The following is a 21,519-nucleotide window of genomic DNA, read 5'->3' as shown; positions in this document are numbered from 1 at the left end:
AGGGCGCTCCATGTTCCCTTGGTTTGCGGGGCGCCAGCCGGTCACACCCGCTATCTGCAAGCGTAGGTGCTGGCCCGAATGCCGTCGAACGCCTACTCGCTGACCTGGAACGCCACCCGCGCCGTCTCGCCGCTTTCATCCAGCGCGCTGAGCTCGGTCTGTCCGGCCTGCGGCAAGCGGACCAGCAGGCTGTCCTGCCCCTGGGTTTCGCCCAAGGGCTGGCCATTGAGGAACCACCAGCGCCGCCCTCCGCCGCCCAAGGCCGATACATAGAGTTGCAACGGCTCGCTGCTGGTGGCCGGGCGGCGCAGGTTGTCGCCGGGGCGCACGCCGACGATCGACAGCGGCGGTGCGCTGGCCGGCACCTGCGGCGGGCAGGCCGGGTCGATGGTCGGCAGGCGCGCCGCGCGCCGCTCGACACGGGGTAGCCAGGGCTCCAGCGGGGCCGGCCACAACGCGATGTCACGGGCCTTGGCGCTTGGGCAGCTACCATCCACGCGCAGTCCCTGCTCGTTGACCCACACGCGCTCACGCAGGCCCAGGCCCAGCGGCTGATCGGCAGCTTGCAGGGTTGGCGGCGTGGTGCCATCCAGGGTCCAGGCAAAACGCTGACGCCGGCAGTTGGGGTCCTGCTTGCTCATCGGCTGGCCCAGCGGCCAACAGATCGCCGCCACCCCGATATTCGCCGGTACTCGCTCCACCGGCACGCTGATGCCGCGCTGGCTGTCGCGGTTGCTCAGCAGGTCATGCACCTGCAGCATCAGTGGCGCCGCGGAGGCCAGGCCAAACTGGCCGGGTACCGGCGTGCCATCGGGGCGGCCGATCCACACGCCGATCAGGTAGCGCGGGCCCACGCCAATCGACCAGGCGTCGCGAAAGCCATAGCTGGTGCCTGTTTTCCAGGCCAGTTGCGGGCGCTGAACCAGTTCGGCATGCGGGTCGCGGTCGGGGCGTGCCTGGCCACTGAGAATGCGCCGGATGATCCACGCCGCGCCAGGCGACAGCAGGCGCCGTTCAATCAGCGGATCCTGCGGTTGCAAGCGCACCCTCGCGCTGTTGCCTCCGCGCGCGAAGGCTGCATAACCACCCACCAAGTCTTCCAGACGGCTACCGGCGCCACCGAGGATCAACGACAGGTTGGGCTCGGCCAGCGGCGGTAGTATCAGCGGCATACCCGCCATTCGCAGTTGCGCGGCAAAGCGTTTCGGGCCGTAGGCCTCCAGCAATTGCACTGCCGGCAAGTTGAGTGACAGGGCCAGCGCCGAACTGGCCGACACCGGCCCGCTGAAGCCCATGGAGAAGTTACCGGGCCGGTAGTCGCCATAGCGGCGTGGCACGTCCTGCAGCAGCGATTCGGAATGGATCAGGCCATCATCCAACGCCATGCCGTACAGGAACGGCTTGAGCGTAGAGCCGGGTGAACGTAGCGAACGCACCATGTCGACATGCCCGAAGCGACGCTCATCGGCCAGGTCGATCGAGCCCAGGTAGGCACGCACCGCCATGGTCTGCGCCTCGACCACCAGGATGGCTGCCGAGGTACGCTCCGGCAGGCGCGCACGCCAACCCAGCAGCAGGTCTTCCAGGCGCCGCTGCAGTGCCGCATCAAGGGTGGTGCGGATCAGCGGCGGGCTGTCGGCACTGTTCAGCCTTCTGGCGAGCAAGGGCGCCAAGGCTGGCTCCTGGCGTGGTGCCAGCACCAGCGGCTCTTCGGCTGCCTCGCGGATCTGCTGCGCAGGCCATACCTGGTATTCGGCCAGGCGCTGCAGCACCTTGTCGCGGGCACGCTGGGCACGCGCGGGATGGCGGTCCGGCCGTAGCCGGCTGGGCGCTTGTGGCAGTACCGCCAGCAGCGCTGCTTCGGCCGGGGTCAGGTGCATGGGTGATTTGCCCAGGTACGCCCAGCTGGCTGCGGCAACGCCCTGCAAGGTGCCGCCAAAGGGTGCGCGGTCAAGGTAGATCTGCAGGATTTCGCGCTTGGACAGATACCACTCCAGCTGCGCCGTACGCCACAGTTGGCGCAGTTTGCCAGTCAGGGTACGTTCATGCGGGTCGAGCAGCCGTGCCACCTGCATCGACAGCGTGCTGCCGCCCGACACCACGCGTCCGCCGCGCAGGTTCAGCCAGGCGGCTCGGGCCAGGGCCAGCGGGTTGACCCCTGGATGGCGGTAGAACCAACGGTCCTCGTAAGTCAGCAAGGCCTGCAGGTACAACGGCGAGACTTCGTCAGGGCTGACCGGGTAGCGCCAGACACCCTCGGCATCGGCAAAGCGCCACAACGGCGTGCCGTCTTCGGCCACCACCACCCGGGCCAGGTCGTCGCCCGGCATGGGCAGCGGCCAGATGCGGTCAGCCAGCCACACCAGGCCACACAGCACCAGCAAGCCGATTACCGTGGCACGCAACCACTTGCCCGCACGGGTGCACGGCCGCGCTAAGCTTGGCATCGGGAACCGACCTGGCCAGGTGATGGCCAAAGGCTTGGGAACGGCAACCTCGCCGAATCGTTCATCAGGAAACAACTATGCATGTAGAAGGTTTTTTCGAGTGGCTTGGCCAGGCACTGGGGTCGTTGATCCGCTTCATCGTCGACGCATTGAGCGGGCTGTTCAACCTGCTGGCCAATGCTGGCGGCAATTTCATCGACGGCCTGGCGCGCACGCTGGGCATGGACACCTCGCTGCTCAGCATCCTGGCCCTGATCGTCGGCCTGATGCTGCTGTACTCGGCCATCCGCGCGTTCATGCGCGCCTCGATCATCCTCGGGATCATCTGGCTGGTGCTGGGGTTGTGGGTAATGAGCTGGGTGATTCACTGATCTTAAACAGCCTTGCACGGTCCTTGTGGGAGCGGCCTTGTGTCGCGAAAGGGCTGCGCAGCAGCCCCAGATTTCAGCTTCGCCGCATAAATGGCTGGGGGCCGCTCCGCGGCCCTTTCGCGACACAAGGCCGCTCCCACAACGGTCCGCGCAGGGCTGGGCTTAGCGGGCTTTTACGGTCATCTCCCCTTGCCCATCCCCCACAGCCTGCAGGTTCGGCCGGTACATCGACTCAACCTGCGGCGGCGGCACGCGGTAGGTGCCCGGGGTCACCGCCCGCGCCAGGTACAACAGGTGGGTGGTGCCGTAGCCGTCGAGCTTGAGCGCGGCAACATAACGGTCATCACGGTACTCCTGGTGCACCACGCTGGCGTTCTGCATCGACTCGCGCCATTCCTTCACCGCGGTGCTGGCGTTGTCCAGGCTGGCGGCACTCTGCGCCAGGTTCTGGTTTTCCAGCTCCAGGCCTGCAGGCAGCAAGTCCACCACCAAGGCATCCGGCACGCGGTCTTCGGCCTTGAGTGCCAGGTGCACCAGCACCAGGTCGCCGCTGCGCAGGTTATGCAGGTCCAATGGCTGGCCATTCATGCCCAGGTACTCACGGCGAATCTGCATTCCATTGCCGCCGGCCGCAGGCGCCTGACGGGGGTAACCGGACAAGGTCAGCTGCTGGTACAGCGTCTCGCTGCCCTCGTTCTGCACGCTCAGCGGCGAAGCCAGCAACGGGCCTTCCAGCTTCATGCCGGCTTCGGCATTGTTGAACTCGCGCACCTCGCCAGCGCTGTCCAGGCGGGCCTGCCACTTGCCTTCCGGCTTGCCCAACAGGCCACGGCCGGCAAGGAACAGTGCATTGCGCTCCTGGGTCGACAACCAGCGGTTGGCCGCCAGTTCGTCCGACAAGGCGAACAGCCGCTGGTCGACCTGGCTGCTGGCCAGATTGCTCTCCTGCAACAAGGCCAGGATCAACGCCTGATCACGCAGTGCGCTGCCGTAGTCCGCCATCCAGCCTTTGCCACGGCTGATGCCCAGGCCCGCCTGCAAAGCCTGCTCGGCTCGCGGCTTGTCGCCCATCTTGTCCAGTGCCACTGCCAGTTGTACCAGCGGCAAGCCGGAACGCGCATCGGCACGGCGCTCGAACAGGCCACGCAGCGCACCCAATGGTGCCTGCTGACTGCGCGACAGCACCAGCGCTGCATAGGCCTGCACGGCGAAGCGGGTGTGGTCGGCGTTTTCGCTGTAGTCCACTTCGATCAGGTTGCGCTCTTGCAGGTAGCGCAGCAGGCGCTCGCTGGCCTTCTTCAGCGCCTCGGCCGGCACGCCGTAACCCTGGTCACGGGCACGCAGCAGGAAGTCGGTGACATAGGCAGTCAGCCAGTACTCTTCTTCGCTGTCCGAACTCCACAGGCCAAAGCTGCCGTTGTAGCGCTGCATGCCCAACAGGTGCTCGATGCCCATCTCGATCTTGCGCTTGCGCACGTCTGCCGGATCGCCCTTGATGCCCAGGCGCTTGAGGCTCTCGGCATCGGCGTACAACGACGGGTAAAGGCCGCTGGTGGTCTGCTCAAGGCAACCGTAGGGGTAGGCTTCCAGGGCGCGAATCTGCTCCGCCAGGTTCAGCGGTGGCCGGCTCGACAAGGCCAGGCTGGCTTCCAGGCCGGCAGGCTCGAAGGCCGCCAGGTCTGCTTCAGGCAAGGTCCAGGGCTGGTCTTTCAAGGCCACGCGGTAGTGTTTGAGCATCGCCGGGTAGGCCGGGCGCACGCCCAACGTCCACTCCCGTTCGAACGCGGTGGTCGGCTCGTTTGGCAGTTGCAGGCCTGTGACCCGCACATGCACCTTGCCTTGCCCCAGGCCGCCCTGGGCCTGCACCGGGATCATCAGTGTCGAACGCTGGCCTTCAGTCAGGGCTACGTTCTGCACGGCACTGGCCACGAGGCCAAGCTGCCCCTCGGTGGTGATTTCAACATTCAGCTGCTGAGCGCGGCCCGACAGGTTGGCCAAATCCAGCGCCAGACTGGTGCGGTCGCCTCCGGCCAGGAAGCGCGGCGCCGAGAGTTCGGCAATCAGCGGTGCGGCAACCACGGTCTTGCCTTCGGCCATGCCGAAGTGTTCTTCGGTCCAGGCCTGGGCCATCAGCCGCAGCTCGCCGTTGAAGTCGGGGATATCGACCGTGGCCTCGCCCTCGCCCTTGTCGTCCAGAGTCACCGGCAGGCTCTGCCGGGCGACGATGGTCACCGTGGTATTAGGGCGCTTGCCCCCTTTGGCCATGGCCGCGTCACCACCGAACGCCAGGCTGGCCAGGCGGCCCTGCCCGGCTTCGATCAGCTGGCCGTAGATGTCCAGTTGGTCGGCACCGTAGGCCTTGCGACCGAACAGGCTGGCGAACGGGTCGGGGGTTTTGAAGTCGGTAATGTTGAGGATGCCCACGTCCACCGCCGACAACAGCACATGCACCTGCTTGGGCACGCTGCCATCCGCATTGGCTGCCTTCACCTTCACGGTCAGCGGCTGTTTCGGGCGCATTTTCTCCGGTGCCTGCAGGCTCACCGCCAACTTGCGCTCGGCGCGGTCCAGCGGCAGGTGCAGCACACCCACCGAACGCTTGGGCGTGGCGTTGGCCTTGCGCTCTCCCGGGCGGATCACCAGCGCGCTGATGTACAGGTCGTGGCGGGCCCAGGCTTTGTCCAGCTGCACATCGAAGGTCTTGCCCTCGGCAGGCACGTCGATTTCCTGCCACCACAGCGGGCCATCACTGGACTCGATCATCAGGTAGCCGCTACCTGCTGCAGGCGGGGTGACGGTGACCTTGGCCGTGGCACCGTCGGCGTAGGACGGTTTGTCCAGCGCCAGCTTGACCTGGTCGGGGCGTACGGCACCGCCTTCGGCGTTGTCCTGGGCGCGGTAACCCGCCCAGAAGCGCTGGCTGGAAACCAGGCCGGTCTGCGGATCTTCCACCTCGACGCGGTACGGGCCCCACTCCACCTGGAAGTTCAGCTTGGCGGTGGAGCCGGCTTTGACGCTGACCGTCTCTTCGCTCTGGGTAAGGAATTTTTCGTTGTAGGCGTAGCTCCACCCGTCGCTCTGCGAGTAGTTCCAGTAGTAGTCGCGGCGTTCACGAACCAACCGTACCTTGAGGTCATCGGCCGCCAGCTTGTTGCCATCGCGGTCGGCCACCAGGACCTCGAATTCCACCGGCCCGTCACTGTCGGTTTCCTCGCCATCGAACAGGCCACGCAGGCCCGGCAAGCGCTCGGCTGGCCAGATCGGCTGCTCCAGGCGCCGGGTGATCGGACGGCCACCCGACTCCTGCAAGCTGGCTTGCACGGTCAGTTGCAGCGGCGAGCGGGCTTCGGCCCAGCGGCTTTCGATATCGACCACCGCCTTGCCCGCCTGGTCGAGGGTGACTTCGTCCAGTTCCAGATCCTGGTTCAGCTCGGTTTCGGTGACCGAACCGAACTGGTAGCCCGGCAGAGCGGGCACCGCCTCGCGCAGCGGGCGAACATAGGCCTGGCCACTCAGGCGATTACCGGCAGCCGGGGCGCCATAGAGGTAACGGCCATTGACCTGGATGCGCGCATCCTCATCCGGCGACAGTGGCGTGCTGCTGCCCTTCAGCTCCAGGGCCAGGCGCTCAGGCAGGAAGTCTTCGACGAGGAACTCATACACCTGCTTGCGCCCGCCGCCCAGGTCGAGCAGCAACTGCCAGCGCCCGGTCGGGGCTTCGGTGGCCAGTTGCAACTGGTATTGGTACAAGCCATTGCTGTCGGCTTCCCAGACGAACTTGCGGCTGACCTGCTCATCCGGGCGGCGCACTTCAACGCTGACGGGTTGGGCTTTGACGGGTTTGCCGTCCTGGTCGCGCAGCAGGCCGTTGAGCAGCACGGTTTCGCCTGGGCGATACAGGTCACGCGGGCCGAAGATGAAAAACTGCAGCGGGTTGGCCTGGGGGCCGGTGATGTCGAATTCGGCCAGGTCCAGCGCGGCGGTGTTCAGACGCAGCAGGGTGGTGTGCACACCTTGGGTGGCGATCAGGGTATCGGCCTTGGGGGTGATCGGCAGTTGGGCGTGGCCTTTGCCATCGGTGCTGGCCTGGGCCAGCAACTTGCCCTTCTCGTCATGGATTTCGAGATTGACGCCGCTCAACGCCTTGCCGCCTTCCAGCGCCTGCGCGAACACGTCCAGGCGGTCGCGGTAACGGTGTGCCGACACGCCGATGTCACTGAGGGTGAACAGGGTCGCCGGCTGCGAGTAGTCATAGGTGCCCGAGGCGCGCATCACTGCCAGGTACACGCCCGGATCCTGCAGTGGCTTGATGCCGGCGATGGGCAGTAGCACGGTTTCGCGGGTGTTACGGGCGGGGTTGAGGTCGAAGCGGCCGCTGTAGACCAGCTCGGCCATGTCCAGGGTTTCCTTGGACTGGTAGTAGTACAGGCTGCTGTTGCGCCCCCAGTTGGCCAGGAAGGCCGAGAGCATTTCCGGCTTCACCCGGAAGAACTCGACATCGACCTTGTCGACGTTGAGGGCAATCACCGGCAGCCCTTCGGCCAGGCGCGTGGGCAGCAGCGAACCACGACTGGCAAAGCCGATGGTCGGCTGCATGTCGCGGGTTTCCAGCTGGGTGACCGACTCGCTGTCCAGTTGCTTGCCGTTGACCGCGAGCAGGCCCTTGTCCACGGTCAGCACCAGCTTGCGCTGTGGTTCCAGGTGGCGCAGGCGCAGTTCCATCTGGTTGTCGGAGAGTTCCCAGGCGCCGTCGAGTTTGCCTTTGACGGTGTCGACCAGGTGCACCTTGGTGGCGAAATCCTGTTTGGCATCCAGCGGTGCGGAGAAGCTGATCGACAGCGTGGCCGCGCCATCGAGCTGCACTTCGGATACGTCCAGCACCGTGAGTTCGCGGCCCTCGTAGCGCTTGGCGAGCACGGCGGGGTCTTCGCGTTTGGGGGCAGCGGCTTCGGCGGGCGCTGTAGCGACAGGCTTCTGCGCCGGCGCAGGTTTGTCTGGCGTGGAAGAGTCACAGGCACTGAGCAAGGCCAGCGCGCAGGCCAGCAACAATCCTTTGTTGAACATGGAGTAGGAACTCTTTGGCAGCGTGTACGTGAGGGCAGCAACTATAGCGCAAGGTCGGGTGCAACACCCGGCGCTGCGCGCAAGCTGAGACCATGGTCGCGCTAAATGGTTGCCTGGTCGTTACACTAGCGCATTCGTTGAAGCGGGGCCGCTTCGCGCCCCATCGCCGGCAAGCCAGCTCCCACAGGTATTGCACAGGCCTCAAGGCTTGTGGTGACCCTGTGGGAGCTGGCTTGCCGGCGATGGGGCGCATAGCGGCCCCCGATTGACCAAGGACTCCAATGTCGCAACTGACCACCGACTGGCGCCACCGCCCCACCCACCGCAAGGTCTGGGCGCTGGCCGCGCCGATGATCCTGTCCAACATATCCGTACCCTTGGTAGCCCTGGTCGACAGCGCGGTCATCGGCCACCTCCCCCACGCCCACCAGCTGGGCGCCGTGGCCGTGGGCGCCACGCTGTTCACCTTCATGGTCGGCCTGATGGGCTTCCTGCGCATGGGCTCCACCGGTTTCGCCGCCCAGGCCGCCGGCCGAGGTGACGGCGCAGCGCTGCGCCAGGTGCTGGTCCAAGGGCTGCTGCTGGCGGTCGGCTTCGCCCTGCTGATTGGCCTGCTGGCCCTGCCGTTCAGCCAGCTGGCACTGCAGGCGATGCAACCCAGCGCCGCCCTTCAGCAATCCACTGAAGACTTCTTTCATACCCGCCTGCTGGGCCTGCCTGCGGCACTGGCCAGCTACGCGCTGGTCGGCTGGTTCCTGGGCACCCAGAACGCCCGGGCACCGCTGGCCATTCTGCTGACCACCAACCTGCTGAACATCGTCCTGAACCTGTGGTTCGTCCTGGGGCTGGACTGGGGGGTGCTGGGCTCGGCACGGGCGTCGGTAATTGCAGAATGGAGTGCCGCCCTGCTGGGCCTGGCCCTGACACGCCCGGCGCTGCGGGCTTACCCAGGGCAGATCGTGTGGGCAGCGCTCAAGCGCTGGCAGGCCTGGCGACCGCTGCTGTCGGTCAACCGCGACATCTTCCTGCGCAGCCTGGCGCTGCAACTGGTGTTTCTGATGATTACCGTGCAAGGCGCACGCCTGGGCGAGGCCACCGTAGCGGCCAACGCCCTGCTGCTCAACGGCCTGCTGTTGACCGCCTACGCGCTCGACGGCCTGGCGCATGCGGTCGAAGCCCTGTGCGGCCACGCCATCGGCGCCCGCGACCGGGATACCCTGCGCCGCTCGCTGGTGGTCGCGTGTGGCTGGTCGCTGATTACCAGCCTGGGATTTGCCGCACTGTTCCTGCTGGGTGGGCACCTGTTTATTGACTTGCAGACCGATATCGAGAGCGTGCGGGCGGCGGCTTATCCGTACTTGCCGTACCTGGCACTGCTGCCGTTGATTGCGGTGTGGAGTTATTTGCTGGACGGTTTGTTCATCGGTGCGACCCGGGCGCGGGAGATGCGCAATGCGATGTTGGTGTCGGTGCTGATCGCACTGCCGGTGGCGGTGGCCATGAGCGGGTTCGGCAACCACGGATTGTGGTTGGCGTTTCTCGGGTTCATGGGGTTGCGGGCGGTGACGCTGGGGTGGGTGGGGTGGCGTTTGCAGCAGAAGGGTGAGTGGATTCACTAATGCCGGGGCCGCTTTGCGGCCCATCGCGACGCAAGGCCGCTCCCACATTGATCGGCGTATGCAGGTTTTTTGTGGGAGCGGCCTTGTGTCGCGAAATGAGGGCGAAGCCCTCACCTGCGGATTCAAAGCCACACACAATCCCAATGTGGATACTCGCCCGCGCGCCGAACCAAGCCCGCGCGAATGGGGTTGGCGATGATGTAGCGTGCCACTGCCCTGACATCCTCATCTCGGCGCAAGGCCCGATCATGAAAACTGGTCTGCCAGATATGCCGCCTATCAGCACCTACCTTGTACAAAGCACAACTGCTTCTGGACTTGAACCCACACATCAGCGGCCCTAGGCTCGCCGCGCCAAGCTCGATAAGCCAGTGAAGATGATCGGGCATCAAGACCCACGCCAGAGATCGACAAGCCTTGCTCTCTTCGGTGAGCCGCAATTGCTGAATCACGATCCTGGCGAAGCGCAAGTCTTTGAACAATGGCGTTCGGTCTCGAGTGGTTGTGGTCAGCAGATAGAGCCGCCCGGGTTCGGACACTCGACCGCGCCGTAATCGATGGGAGCCTGGACTTTCCATGTCGTATTCCTTTGAACGTTGCATTCAAAGGTAGCGGCGTTGGTACGGTGAACGAAGAAAGGATTTTTACCAGTTATGACGCTGGTGAGGGCTTCGCCCTCATATCGCGACGCAAGGCCGCTCCCACAAAAGCAGTACAGGCATTTGCAGGGGCGGCCGTCGAGGCTTACGACGACAGGTACGAAGACCGGGTCAGCCCAAGACGCAACGCATCCAGGAACTGGGTCCGCTCACGCGCAGTAATCTTGGCACTGGCCACCTTGTCGCGGTAGTGGGTCATCAACTCCTCCGGCGACAGGTGCACATAGCGCAGCATGTCTTCGATGGTGTCGTGGGTTTCGATACCGGCGTGATACACGCTGCCGTCGGCATTCTGGTAGATGTTCACCGAATCGGTATCACCGAACAGGTTGTGCATGTCCCCCAGAATTTCCTGGTAAGCACCCACCAGGAACACGCCCAGCAAGTAGTCCTCGCCCTCTTTCACCGCATGCACCGGCATGCTGGTCTCAATGCTCTGCTCATCGACGTACTGGTTGATCTTGCCGTCGGAGTCGCAGGTCAGGTCCTGCAGCACGGCGCGGCGCATCGGCTCTTCGTCCAGGCGGTGCAGCGGGATGATCGGCAGCACCTGGCCGATGGCCCAGGTGTCCGGCAGGCTCTGGAACACCGAGAAGTTGCAGATGTACTTGTCGGCGAGCTTGTCGTTCAGCTCGTCCAGTACCTGGCGGTGCGAGCGCTGGCGGGCCTTGAGCGAGTTGTGCAGGCGGCGGCACACGGCAAAGTAGCACTGCTCGGCCAGGGCTTTCTCGCTGAGGGTGAGCTTGCCATCGGCATACTGCGCCGCCACGTCGCCCATGTAGTGGGTGGCGCGCCAGTATGTCTCGGTCACCATCTCGATGTCGGTCGGGCCCAGCAGGTCGACCAGCCACTGCACGGTCTCGGGCAGGGCTTCCTTGTTCTCGATGGTCGGCACGTCGTCGTTGTGTTTCTCGACGTCGGTGACCTGGATCACCAGCATGGCGTGGTGTGCGGTCAACGAACGGCCACTCTCGGAGAAGATGTGCGGGTGCGGCAGGCCCTGCGCGTCGCAGAACTCCTTGAGCATGCCCACCACCACGCCGGCATAGTCGTCCATGTCGTAGTTGATGGAACTGGCGTTGCGCGAGTGGGTACCGTCGTAGTCAACGCCCAGGCCACCGCCCACGTCGATGTGGTCCACCGGCAGGCCCAGCGCACGCAGCTCGCCGTAGTAACGGATGGCTTCCTTGAAGCCGTGCTGGTAGTCGGCCAGGTTGGCGATCTGCGAGCCCATGTGGAAGTGCAGCAGGCGGATGCCCTGGTCCAGGCCTGCATCGCGGAAGCGCTGTACCACGGAGAGCAACTGGGCGGCAGACAAACCGAACTTGGACTTTTCACCACCGGTGTCGGCCCACTTGCTCGAAGCCAGCGACGACAGGCGCACGCGCAGGCCGACCTGGGGTTTCACCTTGAGCTCGGCGGCTTCTTCGATCACCAGAGCCACTTCCGACTCTTTCTCGATGACGATGAACACGTTGTGGCCCAGCTTCTGGCCCATCAGTGCCAGGCGGATGAACTCGCGGTCCTTGTAGCCGTTGCAGACGATGGTGCCGCCCTTTGGCGCCAGTGCCAGCACGGCCAGCAGCTCGGGCTTGGAGCCGGCTTCCAGGCCAATCGACACGTTCTGCGTGGCGATGATGTTTTCCACCACGGCTTCTTGCTGGTTGACCTTGATCGGGTACAGCGCGGTGTACTTGCTCTGGTATTCCAGGCGCGCGATGTTGGCGTCGAACGCGCCGGTCAGCTGGCGAACGCGGTCCTGCAGAATGTCGGGGAAGCGTACCAACAGTGGCAGCGACAGGCCGCTCTGACGCAGTTCGTCGACCTGTTCAAAGAGGTCGATCGGCGCGCTCTTGGGGCCGTTGGGGCGCACTTCGACGCGCCCGGCTTCATTGATGGCGAAATAACCAGCGCCCCAATGGCGGATGCCATAAACACTGCGGCTGTCGGCCACGGTCCATTGGCTACCATCGTCTTTGCGTGTGCGTCGTACGGACATTCAAGTCCCCTATAGATAAGTCGAAGACACTGCCCCGCAGGCAGCGGAGCGAGTGTAAAAGCTGAAAATGACGATTCATCCGTGCCCAGGCATAGACCTTGACCACGGGAACGAGTTTAGAAAGCGCTGGGCAAAAAATCGCGCGATGGCCTCAGCCGCCGGACTTTTTCGCCTTGAAACCCTGTTTGGTCAGCTCGCCGATCAACAGCTCGACATGGTCGCCCTGGATCTCGATCACTCCGTCCTTCAGGGCGCCGCCGGTACCACAGCGACGCTTGAGCGTGGTCGCCAGCTCCTTGAGCTGGTCGAGCGGCAGCGGCACGCCGGTGACGGTGGTCACGGTCTTGCCGCCACGGCCTTTGCTCTCACGGCGCACACGGGCAATGCCGTCGCCTTCGGGGATGATTTGTTGCTTGCAGATGCAGGCGTCCACCGGCTGACCACAGTCGGGGCAGTGTCGACCGGCATCGGTGGAGTACACGAGACCGCCAAGGGCGGAAAAGGAAGAAGCTTTCTTGGCCACTTTTGTTCCTCTGTGCTGAGGACAAAAACTGGTCGTGCCTTGGGGTAGAGGCCGACCGCGAAGCCCCACTCTGGCAGGGGCGGCGCTACTGCCGCAAGATCCTGCGACAGCCCGAAAAGGGCGCGCAGTTTAACGATAAATGGGGCGGTTGCTAAGTACTGGATTGCGGCATTTTGCGAATGTTTTGCGACTATTCGCGTACTGGGGCTGCTTTGCAGCCCTATCGCGACACAAGGCCGCTCCCACAAGGTCCTGTGTACTCCGATCAATGTGGGAGCGGCCTTGTGTCGCGAAAGGACCGCAAAGCGGTCCCAGCTTTATGTCAGGCTGGCTTTGTAGCGCTGCAACGCCGCCAACGAGTCCGGGCAATACGGCTTCGTCAGGCTCTCTTGCTCAGCCTGCTCCAGGCCAATGAACCGCGCCTCGATCACCTCTTCCGGCTGCAAGCGCAACGGCGCATCCGACACCGCCGAATACACCGCACACCACAACCGGTTGTCGGGCTGGTCAAAATAGAACCGCTCGTGAAACCGCAGTTCCACCCCTTCAATGCCCAACTCCTCGGCCAGCTCACGCGCCGCCGATTCGGCATAACCCTCACCGGCTGTCACCATGCCGCCCGCCGCCACATCCCAGTACCCCGGGTACAGCGCTTTGCTCAAGGTCCGCCGGTGCACGCACAACTCACCGGCGCTGTTGAACAACAGGATGAACGTGCAACGCCCGATCAAACCCCGCTCGCGCAGTTCAGCACGCGGCAACGCCCCAAGCACCTGGTCGGCTTCGTCCACCCAGGTGACCTGTTCGCGGTCGGAAGCCGCCCGGTGGGCGGCCTCGTTTGGGCTGATGGCCATTATCAACCCTGCGACAGCAGCTGACGCAGGTCGATGACCGCAGCGTTAGCCCGGGAAATGTAGTTGGCCATGACCAGCGAGTGGTTGGCCCACATGCCGAAGCCACTGCCGTTGAGCACCATCGGGCTCCACAGCGGCTCTTGCGAGGCTTCCAGCTCACGAATGATCTGACGCACGCTGACCGTGGCGTTCTTCTTCGCCAGCACGTCGGCAAAGTCCACCTCGATGGCGCGCAGCAGGTGCGACAGCGCCCAGGCCTGGCCACGGGCTTCGTAGAACACGTTGTCGATCTGCAGCCATGGGGTTTCCACCAGCTCTTCGTCCACCTGCGGCGCCTGGCCGGCAACCACCGACTCGGTCTTCAGCGTGGAGTTCAGCTTCACCCGGCCAACGCTGGCCGACAGGCGCTGCGACAGCGAACCCAGGCGGGTAGCCACGTCACCCAGCCAGTTGTTCAGGTTGTCGGCACGGGTGTAGAAGATCGCGCCCTTGTCGCCGGCAGCCAGACGGGTCTGGTAGCGGGCCAGCGACTTGATGCCCTCTTCGAACTCCGACTCGCTCGATGGCAAGATCCAGCTCTTGTTGTCGAAGTTGAAGCGCGGCTCGGCCTTTGCCAGGTCCGCGTCCTCGGTGGACTGCGACTGCGAACGGGCAAAGTCCTTGCGCAAGGCGCGGGACAGGTCGCGTACCTGGACCAGCACGCCGTATTCCCAGCTCGGCATGTTGTCCATCCACAGCCCGGGCGGGAAGCGGTCGTTGGAAATGTAGCCGCCCGGCTTGTTCAGCAAGGTGCCGGCCACGGTCTTGAGGGTTTCGAGGGTGGTATAACCCACCACCATCTGCTGGCCGGTGCGCTCGGCAGCGGCCTGGGCATTCTGCTGCACCGGGAACAGCGCAGGCTCCTGGCTCCAGTACCAGCCCAGGCCGATACACACCAGCAGGTACAACCCGATCAGGGTCCCCAGGGCACGGCTCCAAAGGCCGCCAAGGTAGCTACGGGCAGCAGCGCCGCGGCCATCGACACGCTCGCGGGGCTCGGCTTTGGCCTCGCGGTTTTTCCAGTCCAGCATGGCTTTGTCCTTAATCAGTCACGACGGTTCAGGGGGCTTGGACCACAGGCCTGCGCCAGGGTGCCACGGCAAGCCCGTGTGGCAGCACTATAAAGCAGACACCACCGTACGCATAAGCGACCATTCGGTCAGCAACTGAATATTCGTTCTGGCCGCTTTGTTGATGCAGGGCACTCACGTATTCGGAAAGAGCTGCTAGCATAGAGCCATCATTGCCCCTGCACACCCCAACCTATAAGTAGCCAGGACATGAGCAAAGCAGTCGAGCCGAGCCCGCAGTGCCCCGCCCAGCAGCTGACGCGTAGCGGCCTGCGCAAGGATGACCCGCTCGACCAGGTGCTGCTGCCGCCCCTGCGCAAACCGGTGTACATCCTGCTGCAGGACCACGAGCGCGCCCAGCGCCTGGCCCAGCAGCTGGAATTCTTCGGCCTGGTGGTGCAAGCGCTGCCCAGCGCTGCGGCGCTCTGCGCTTCGATCAACGAATACCCACCCTCGGCCATCATCATGGACGTCGACTTCACCGGTGCCGGCCAAGGCTTGCTGCTGGCCGCCCGGGTGCAGCAGGCGCTGGCGCAACCTGTTCCGCTGCTGTTCTTCAGCCACCACGAAGCCGACACCCCGACCCGCCTGGCCGCCGTGCGCGTGGGTGGCCAGGATTTTCTCACCGGCAGCCTGGAGGCTTCCAGCCTGCTGGAAAAAGTCGAACTGCTGACCCACATCACCCAGCAAGACCCGCTGCGCGTGCTGATCATCGACGACTCACGCACCCAGGCCCTGTACACCGAGCGCGTGCTGGCCGGTGCCGGAATGGTAACCCGCAGCCTGACCGACCCGATCCGTACCATGGCGGAGCTTGCCGACTTCCAGCCCGACCTGATCATTCTCGACCTGTACATGCCAGCCTGTACCGGCCCGGAGCTGGCCAAGGTGATTCGCCACAGCGACCGCTACGTGAGCGTGCCGATCATCTACCTGTCTGCTGAAGACGACCTGGACAAACAGCTGGACGCCATGAGCGAAGGCGGTGATGACTTCCTGACCAAACCGTTTCGCTCACGCCACCTGATCACCACCGTGCACAACCGTGCCGCCCGTGCCCGGCACCTGAAGGCGCGCATGGTGCGCGACAGCCTGACCGGGCTGTACAACCACACCCACATCCTGCAACTGCTGGAAGACTGCAGCTTCCGCGCCCGCCGTGAACAGCAACCGTTGAGCTTTGCCATGCTCGACATCGACCATTTCAAGAAGATCAACGACCGCCATGGCCACCCCATGGGCGACCGGGTGATCAAGAGCCTGGCCCTGTTTCTCAAGCAGCGTTTGCGCAAGACCGACTTTATCGGCCGCTACGGCGGCGAGGAGTTCGCCATTGTCATGCCCAACACCGCGCTGGACGCAGCACACAAGGTGCTGGACGAAATCCGCCGGCGCTTTGCCGATATTCTCTACCCGGCGCAACCTCGGGATTTGCAGTGCACGTTCAGTGCCGGGGTGGTGCAGCTGGATGACGGGCTCGATGCGCTGACCATGGCCAGTGCGGCGGACGAGGCGCTGTACCGGGCCAAGCATGCCGGGCGTAACTGTGTAGTGCGGGTAGAACCCTGATCAGTTTCACCAGTACAGGCACTGTGCCACTTTTTTCTGACGCCAGCCCCTTGTCGTCATCACCCGGTCACAAAATCGCAATAACTTCAGGCGCCTACCTCTACTCCCCTGCGCAGGAAGTTCGCGGCTATGCGCCTGAAGTGGCTGACCAATTTCAACACCCTGTTGCTGGTGACCGTGTGTCTCGCCTTGGGCGCCACCTTGTGGTGGTCGCAGCGCGCCCTCGAGCGCCCCTACCAGATGATGGAGCGCTACCTGGGCCTGTCCCAGCAGTTTCAGAACCTGGCGGCACGCAACATCCAGGCGTACCTGGCCAGCGGCGACGCACTTCGCCATGCCGCCGCCATGGAGGCCAACCAGCAGTTGCAGGCCGCCCTGGCCGAATGGCCCGTTGAGCTGGCCGACACATTACGCCCAAGCCTGAACAGCCTGCAGGCCTTCACCGCCAATGAGCTGCTGGCCGCTGGCAAGCTGGCCGGCGACCCACAAGCCCTGCTGCTGCAGGCCGAGCGGGAGCTGGGGGCCAACGTCGAGCAACTGGCCGGCTACGCCCGCGACAGTGGCAGTGCGGATGCCAACCGTTACTGGCAGCCATTGCTCGACGCCACCGTGCACCTGAGCCGCCTTTCGCTGGCCCGGGACAAACTGGTCAACAGCGGCCGCCCGGAGCTTGCCGACGAGGTGGAGCGCGAGCTGCAACTGATCCGCGCCCAGGCTCAAGCCATCGATGCCTTGCCCTTGCTTGGCGTAACCCGCGCCGCCGAGTCCGGTGCCGACGACTTCGCCGCGATGATGGGCCTTGAGACCCAGGCCAATGCCCAGCAGGAAGACATCGCGGTTGGCCTGAAGCGTGAACTGCAAAGCCTGCTGAGCCGCTACCCGGCTGAATTGCAGCGCACCCGCGAACAGATCGAACGCCGCGGCGCCCTGGCCGCCAGCACTAATCAACGCCTGGAGGCCGTGCAGCTAGCCATCGCAGCATTGGAACCCGAAGTGCGTGGCCAGCATGCGAAAATTGCCGCCGAGGTGCGCATCATCCAGGGTTTGATGATTGGCTTGATCCTGCTGATCGCCTTGTTGATCGACACCCTGCAGCGCCGTCTGACGCGTACCCTCACCGGCCTGGCACCCGCCTTGTCGCGGTGGGCCGAAGGCGACTTCGCCCAAGGTATCACCCTGGGCAAGACCAACCGCGAACTGCGCGACATCCAGGAGTCGCTCAACCGCCTGCGCCAGTACCTGGTGGAACTGGTCGGTACCATCCGCCACAACGCCGAACAAGTGGCGGGCAGCAGCCACGCGCTGGCCGGTATGAGCGCCGCCCTGCACGACGGCGCCGAACGCCAGGCGGGCGATACCGGGCAGATCCGCGACGCCTTGGGCGAACTGGAAGCGACCATTCAGCAAGTGGCAGGTGATGCCAGCGCCGCCGCCGACGCCAGCCGCGATGCCGGGCGTGCAGTGGAACAAGGCCAGGCGGTGATCGGCCAGAGCCTGTCAGGTTTGCGTGAACTGGTTGATGAAGTGCAAGGCAACGCCCGCATGATCGAGCAACTGGCGGAAGAGTCGGCCACCATCGGCGGGGTACTGACGGTGATCCGCTCGATTGCCGAGCAAACCAACCTGCTGGCGCTGAACGCCGCCATCGAAGCGGCGCGTGCGGGTGAGATGGGCCGTGGCTTTGCCGTGGTAGCCGATGAAGTGCGCTCGCTGGCGCAACGCACCACGGGGGCTACCGGCGAGATTCAGGCACTGATCGACCGCCTGCAGCAAGCCGCGAGAAGTTCGGTGGCAGGGATGCGTGCGCAGCTTGAGCATGCCGAGGCCACAGCCAACCAGGCCCAAGCGGCGGATGGCGCGCTGGACGAGATTGTCTGTGCCATTCGCACCATCTCGGATACTGCCGTGCGGATTGCCGATGTCACGGCGCAGCAGAGCGGCGCGGTGAGTGAGATTCGCGACCACAGCGAACGGATTCATGAGTTGGGTGAGGACAACCTGCAGCGCATTGGCGAGGGGCGTGAGCAAGGGGAACAGCTGCTGAGCCTGGGCGGCGAGCTGAACCGGGCGGTGGGGGCTTTCAGAGTTTGAGGAAGCATGCGCGATACCTGTGGGAGCGGGCATGCCCGCGAACACCGGCGCAGCCGGTGCCATCCATCGCGTCGCCTGCTTCGCGGGCTCGCCCGCTCCCACAGTGATCGTGAAAAGGCCGACACACGCATAATATCTTCAGCGGCCATGTGTCGCCCCTTGGCCCAGCATGGCCCCATCCCCCACCAACTCCGCTATCATGCCCGGCACGTTCCACCTCGCGAGTCCGCCATGCGCCGCCTGTTTTTCCTGCTGTTCCTGCTGCTGGCCAGCCCTGCCTTCGCCACGGGCCTGCTCGACAACCGCCCCAGCGCCACCCTCGGGGCCGCTTCGCTGTCCAACAACGCCGACTTCCTGCCGGTGCACGAGGCCTTCAAGCTCAGCCTGATCCAGGCCGATGCGCACACCCTCAAGCTGCGCTTCGTCGCCACCGAGGGCTACTACCTCTACCGCCACCGCTTCCAGTTCCGCACCGAGCCGGCCGACATTGCCCTGGGCACGCCCAACATCCCCAAAGGCGAGGCCAAGCACGATGAGTTCTTCGGCGACGTCGAGGTGTACCACGGCGTGGTCGACATCGAACTGCCGCGCACCGACCCGCGCGCCTTCACCCTGCTGGTGGGCTACCAGGGCTGCGCCGACAAGGGCCTGTGCTACCCACCGGAAACCGAACGCCTGAGCATCGATGGCGAAAGCGGCGCAAATAGGCCGGGCGCTGCCGAACACGCCTGGAACTGGAAATCACTGCTGCTGTTCTTCCTTGCCGGGGTCGGCCTGACCTTCACCCCGTGCGTGCTGCCGATGCTGCCGATCCTGTCTGGCGTGGTGCTGCGTGGCCAGGTCGGCGGCCTGCGCGGGCTGGCACTATCGCTGGCCTACGTGCTGCCGATGGCGGCCAGCTTCGCCGTACTCGGCGCGCTGATGGGCCTGTTCGGTGCCGGCCTTAACCTGCAAGCCCGTCTGCAATCGGCCTGGGTGCTGGTGCCATTCGCGCTGTTCTTCGTGGTGTTCGCCCTGGCCATGTTCGGCCTGTTCGAACTCAAGCTGCCGCAGGCCCTGAGCAACCGCCTGAACAACGTCGCCAACCACACCCGGGGTGGCTCGCTGCTCGGCGCGGCCGTGCTCGGCGTGCTCTCCAGCCTGCTGGTTTCGCCATGCGTGTCCGCCCCTCTGGCCGGTGCCCTGCTGTACATCAGCGCCAGCGGCGATGCCGTGGGCGGCGCACTCAAGCTGTTTGCCCTAGGCCTCGGCATGGGCGCGCCATTGCTGCTGGTAGCCACCGGTGGCGCAGCCTGGCTGCCCAAAAGCGGCCCTTGGATGAATACCGTAAAAAACGCCATCGGTGTCCTGCTGCTGGGGCTGGCCATCGGCTTGCTCAGCCGCGTGCTGCCGGGCCCGGTAACCTTGTTGCTGGTCGGTTTCCTCGCCGCTGGCGTGGCGCTGTTCCTCGGCGCCCTGGAGTTCGTTGTAAAAAGCGCACGCCAGCGCCTGGCCCAACTGCTGGGCCTGGGCTTGCTGGTCTACGCCCTGGCGTGCTGGTATGGCGCGCTGAGTGGCCAAGGCGACCCGCTACGCCCGCTGCCGGTTGCAACACTGGCGGCCAGCGGCAACAACCCGGCGGCAAAGGCGGATGCCTGGCAAACCATCACCACCCCCGCCGCACTGGACGCGGCGCTGGCCCAGGCCAAGGCGGCCGGCCAGCCCGTGCTGTTGGACTGGTACGCCGACTGGTGCATCAGCTGCAAGGTGATCGAGCACGAAGTGCTGAACGCGCCACAGGTGCAAACGCAGCTGACCGGCTTCAAGTTGCTGCGTTTCGACATCACCGAGAGCAATGCCGAGCAACGCACGCTGCTCGACCGCTATCAGCTGTTCGGCCCCCCCGCCTTGCTCTTCTTTGCCGCGAACGGCAGCGAAATGACCGCCGATCGGGTGATTGGCGAGATAAACGCCGGTGAATTTGCGCAAATTCTGACACGCGTGCGCGGCAAAGTCGGTCTATAACTTCCCCCGTGCCGGGAAAAATCCTGAAATAGGTGACCAGATTTAATTATTTGGTCACATACTTCGCGCGAATCTCGGACATCGTGCTGGCTACTGCCGGGAACTGGACACCTGCCGTCGCTTTGCGGCACACTCGCCGCGCTGTGTCGAATTGCCCTACAAATCCAAGGAATCCGCAGATGGCAACGCTACTGGTGCTCCACGGCCCCAACCTCAACCTGCTCGGTACCCGCGAGCCAGGCCACTACGGCGCCGTGACCCTGGCCCAGATCAACCAGGACCTGGAGCAACGTGCCCGCGCCGCAGGCCACCATTTGCAATACCTGCAGAGCAATGCCGAGTACGAACTGATCGATCGTATTCACGCCGCACGCAACGAGGGTGTGGACTTCATCCTGATCAATCCGGCTGCTTTCACCCACACAAGCGTCGCATTACGTGACGCATTGCTTGCAGTGAGCATCCCATTCATCGAAGTGCACCTGTCCAACGTGCACAAACGCGAACCGTTCCGTCACCACTCCTACTTTTCCGATGTTGCCGTAGGGGTGATCTGCGGCCTGGGCGCCAGCGGTTATCGCCTGGCCCTGGAGTCCGCGCTGGAACAACTGGCTGCCAACGCACAGCCCAAATGATGAAAACCCTGGCCTCAGTGGGCCAGGGTTCTAGAGAAACGTTCAGTTACGTTTTTTTGTATTTCGCCCCCTGACCGAACCTTTGGGAGTTGATGATTAATGGATATCCGTAAAGTCAAGAAACTGATCGAGCTGCTGGAAGAGTCTGGCATCGACGAACTGGAGATCAAGGAAGGCGAAGAGTCGGTCCGTATCAGCCGTCACAGCAAAACCCCGGCTGCCCAACAGTTCTACGCACCTGCACCGATGGCTGCCGCACCTGTTGCTGCTCCGGTCGCCGCTGCCGCTGCCCCGGCTGCCGAAGCTGGCGCTGCTGCACCAGCCCTGAAAGGCACCGTGATCCGCTCGCCAATGGTAGGTACCTTCTACCGCAAGCCTTCGCCAACCTCGCCGAACTTCGCTGAAGTGGGCCAGACCGTGAAGAAAGGCGACACCCTGTGCATCGTCGAAGCCATGAAGATGATGAACCACATCGAAGCCGATGTTGGCGGTGTCATCGACGCCATCCTGGTAGAAGACGGCCAGCCGGTTGAGTTCGACCAGCCGCTGTTCACCGTCGTTTGAATCGCGGAGAG

Annotated in this window: 14 protein-coding genes; 7 read left to right on the top strand and 7 right to left on the bottom strand. The window is 64.4% G+C overall.

The features are described from left to right. Nucleotides 1-92 precede the first annotated feature (92 nt). The gene (gene pbpC / locus A0O30_RS24020; RefSeq protein ID WP_105948287.1) at nt 93-2,447 is read right to left on the bottom strand and encodes a peptidoglycan glycosyltransferase PbpC; all 2,355 of its coding nucleotides are present in this window, start codon (nt 2,445-2,447) and stop codon (nt 93-95) included. A gap of 77 nt (nt 2,448-2,524) precedes the next feature. Between pbpC and A0O30_RS24015 the strand changes: the two genes are divergently transcribed. Further along, a complete protein-coding gene (locus A0O30_RS24015; RefSeq protein ID WP_016715405.1) occupies nt 2,525-2,818 on the top strand; it encodes a hypothetical protein in 294 nt (97 codons plus the stop codon). Between the two features lie 162 nt (nt 2,819-2,980). On the opposite strand, the gene A0O30_RS24010 is transcribed toward A0O30_RS24015, so the two are convergent. Continuing rightward, nucleotides 2,981-7,882, bottom strand: a complete 4,902-nt coding sequence (locus A0O30_RS24010) for an alpha-2-macroglobulin (protein ID WP_105948286.1) — start codon at nt 7,880-7,882, stop codon at nt 2,981-2,983. Nucleotides 7,883-8,163: 281 nt separating this feature from the next. Between A0O30_RS24010 and A0O30_RS24005 the strand changes: the two genes are divergently transcribed. Then, a complete protein-coding gene (locus tag A0O30_RS24005) occupies nt 8,164-9,501 on the top strand; it encodes an MATE family efflux transporter (RefSeq protein ID WP_105948285.1) in 1,338 nt (445 codons plus the stop codon). 122 nt (nt 9,502-9,623) lie between these two features. On the opposite strand, the gene A0O30_RS24000 is transcribed toward A0O30_RS24005, so the two are convergent. The 5 genes from A0O30_RS24000 to A0O30_RS23980 all read right to left on the bottom strand — a co-directional run bounded on the left by A0O30_RS24000 (nt 9,624) and on the right by A0O30_RS23980 (nt 14,606). Next, entirely contained in the window at nt 9,624-10,079 is a 456-nt protein-coding gene (locus A0O30_RS24000) for a transposase (RefSeq protein WP_105948284.1), read from the bottom strand. A 166-nt stretch (nt 10,080-10,245) separates the two neighbouring features. Beyond that, nucleotides 10,246-12,159 (bottom strand): arginine decarboxylase, encoded by a 1,914-nt coding sequence (speA, locus tag A0O30_RS23995; RefSeq protein ID WP_105948283.1) that lies wholly within the window; start codon nt 12,157-12,159, stop codon nt 10,246-10,248. 151 nt (nt 12,160-12,310) lie between these two features. Next, on the bottom strand, nt 12,311-12,682 hold the full coding sequence (locus A0O30_RS23990; RefSeq protein ID WP_025754639.1) for a translation initiation factor Sui1: 372 nt from the start codon (nt 12,680-12,682) through the stop codon (nt 12,311-12,313). 317 nt (nt 12,683-12,999) lie between these two features. Next, entirely contained in the window at nt 13,000-13,536 is a 537-nt protein-coding gene (locus A0O30_RS23985) for an NUDIX hydrolase (RefSeq protein WP_105948282.1), read from the bottom strand. A 2-nt stretch (nt 13,537-13,538) separates the two neighbouring features. Continuing rightward, nucleotides 13,539-14,606, bottom strand: a complete 1,068-nt coding sequence (locus A0O30_RS23980) for a DUF2333 family protein (RefSeq protein WP_105948281.1) — start codon at nt 14,604-14,606, stop codon at nt 13,539-13,541. A 249-nt stretch (nt 14,607-14,855) separates the two neighbouring features. Between A0O30_RS23980 and A0O30_RS23975 the strand changes: the two genes are divergently transcribed. The 5 genes from A0O30_RS23975 (at nt 14,856) to accB (ending at nt 21,508) form a co-directional block, all read left to right on the top strand. Then, nucleotides 14,856-16,214: a diguanylate cyclase gene (locus A0O30_RS23975; protein WP_105948280.1), complete on the top strand. Its 1,359-nt coding sequence runs from the start codon at nt 14,856-14,858 to the stop codon at nt 16,212-16,214. Nucleotides 16,215-16,343: 129 nt separating this feature from the next. After that, complete coding sequence (locus tag A0O30_RS23970) at nt 16,344-18,305, top strand: methyl-accepting chemotaxis protein (RefSeq protein ID WP_105948279.1); 1,962 nt, start codon at nt 16,344-16,346, stop codon at nt 18,303-18,305. Nucleotides 18,306-18,536: 231 nt separating this feature from the next. Beyond that, entirely contained in the window at nt 18,537-20,309 is a 1,773-nt protein-coding gene (locus tag A0O30_RS23965) for a protein-disulfide reductase DsbD (RefSeq protein WP_105948278.1), read from the top strand. Nucleotides 20,310-20,488: 179 nt separating this feature from the next. Continuing rightward, complete coding sequence (gene aroQ, locus A0O30_RS23960) at nt 20,489-20,944, top strand: type II 3-dehydroquinate dehydratase (RefSeq protein ID WP_003255330.1); 456 nt, start codon at nt 20,489-20,491, stop codon at nt 20,942-20,944. Between the two features lie 99 nt (nt 20,945-21,043). After that, the gene (gene accB / locus A0O30_RS23955) at nt 21,044-21,508 is read left to right on the top strand and encodes an acetyl-CoA carboxylase biotin carboxyl carrier protein (RefSeq protein WP_105948277.1); all 465 of its coding nucleotides are present in this window, start codon (nt 21,044-21,046) and stop codon (nt 21,506-21,508) included. The last annotated feature ends 11 nt before the right edge of the window (nt 21,509-21,519 follow it).

It is taken from the genome of Pseudomonas sp. LLC-1, from assembly GCF_002992185.1.
Classification (GTDB): domain Bacteria; phylum Pseudomonadota; class Gammaproteobacteria; order Pseudomonadales; family Pseudomonadaceae; genus Aquipseudomonas; species Aquipseudomonas monteilii.
Note: the sequence above shows the minus strand (reverse complement) of the source record. Positions and strands in the feature narration are given on the sequence as shown.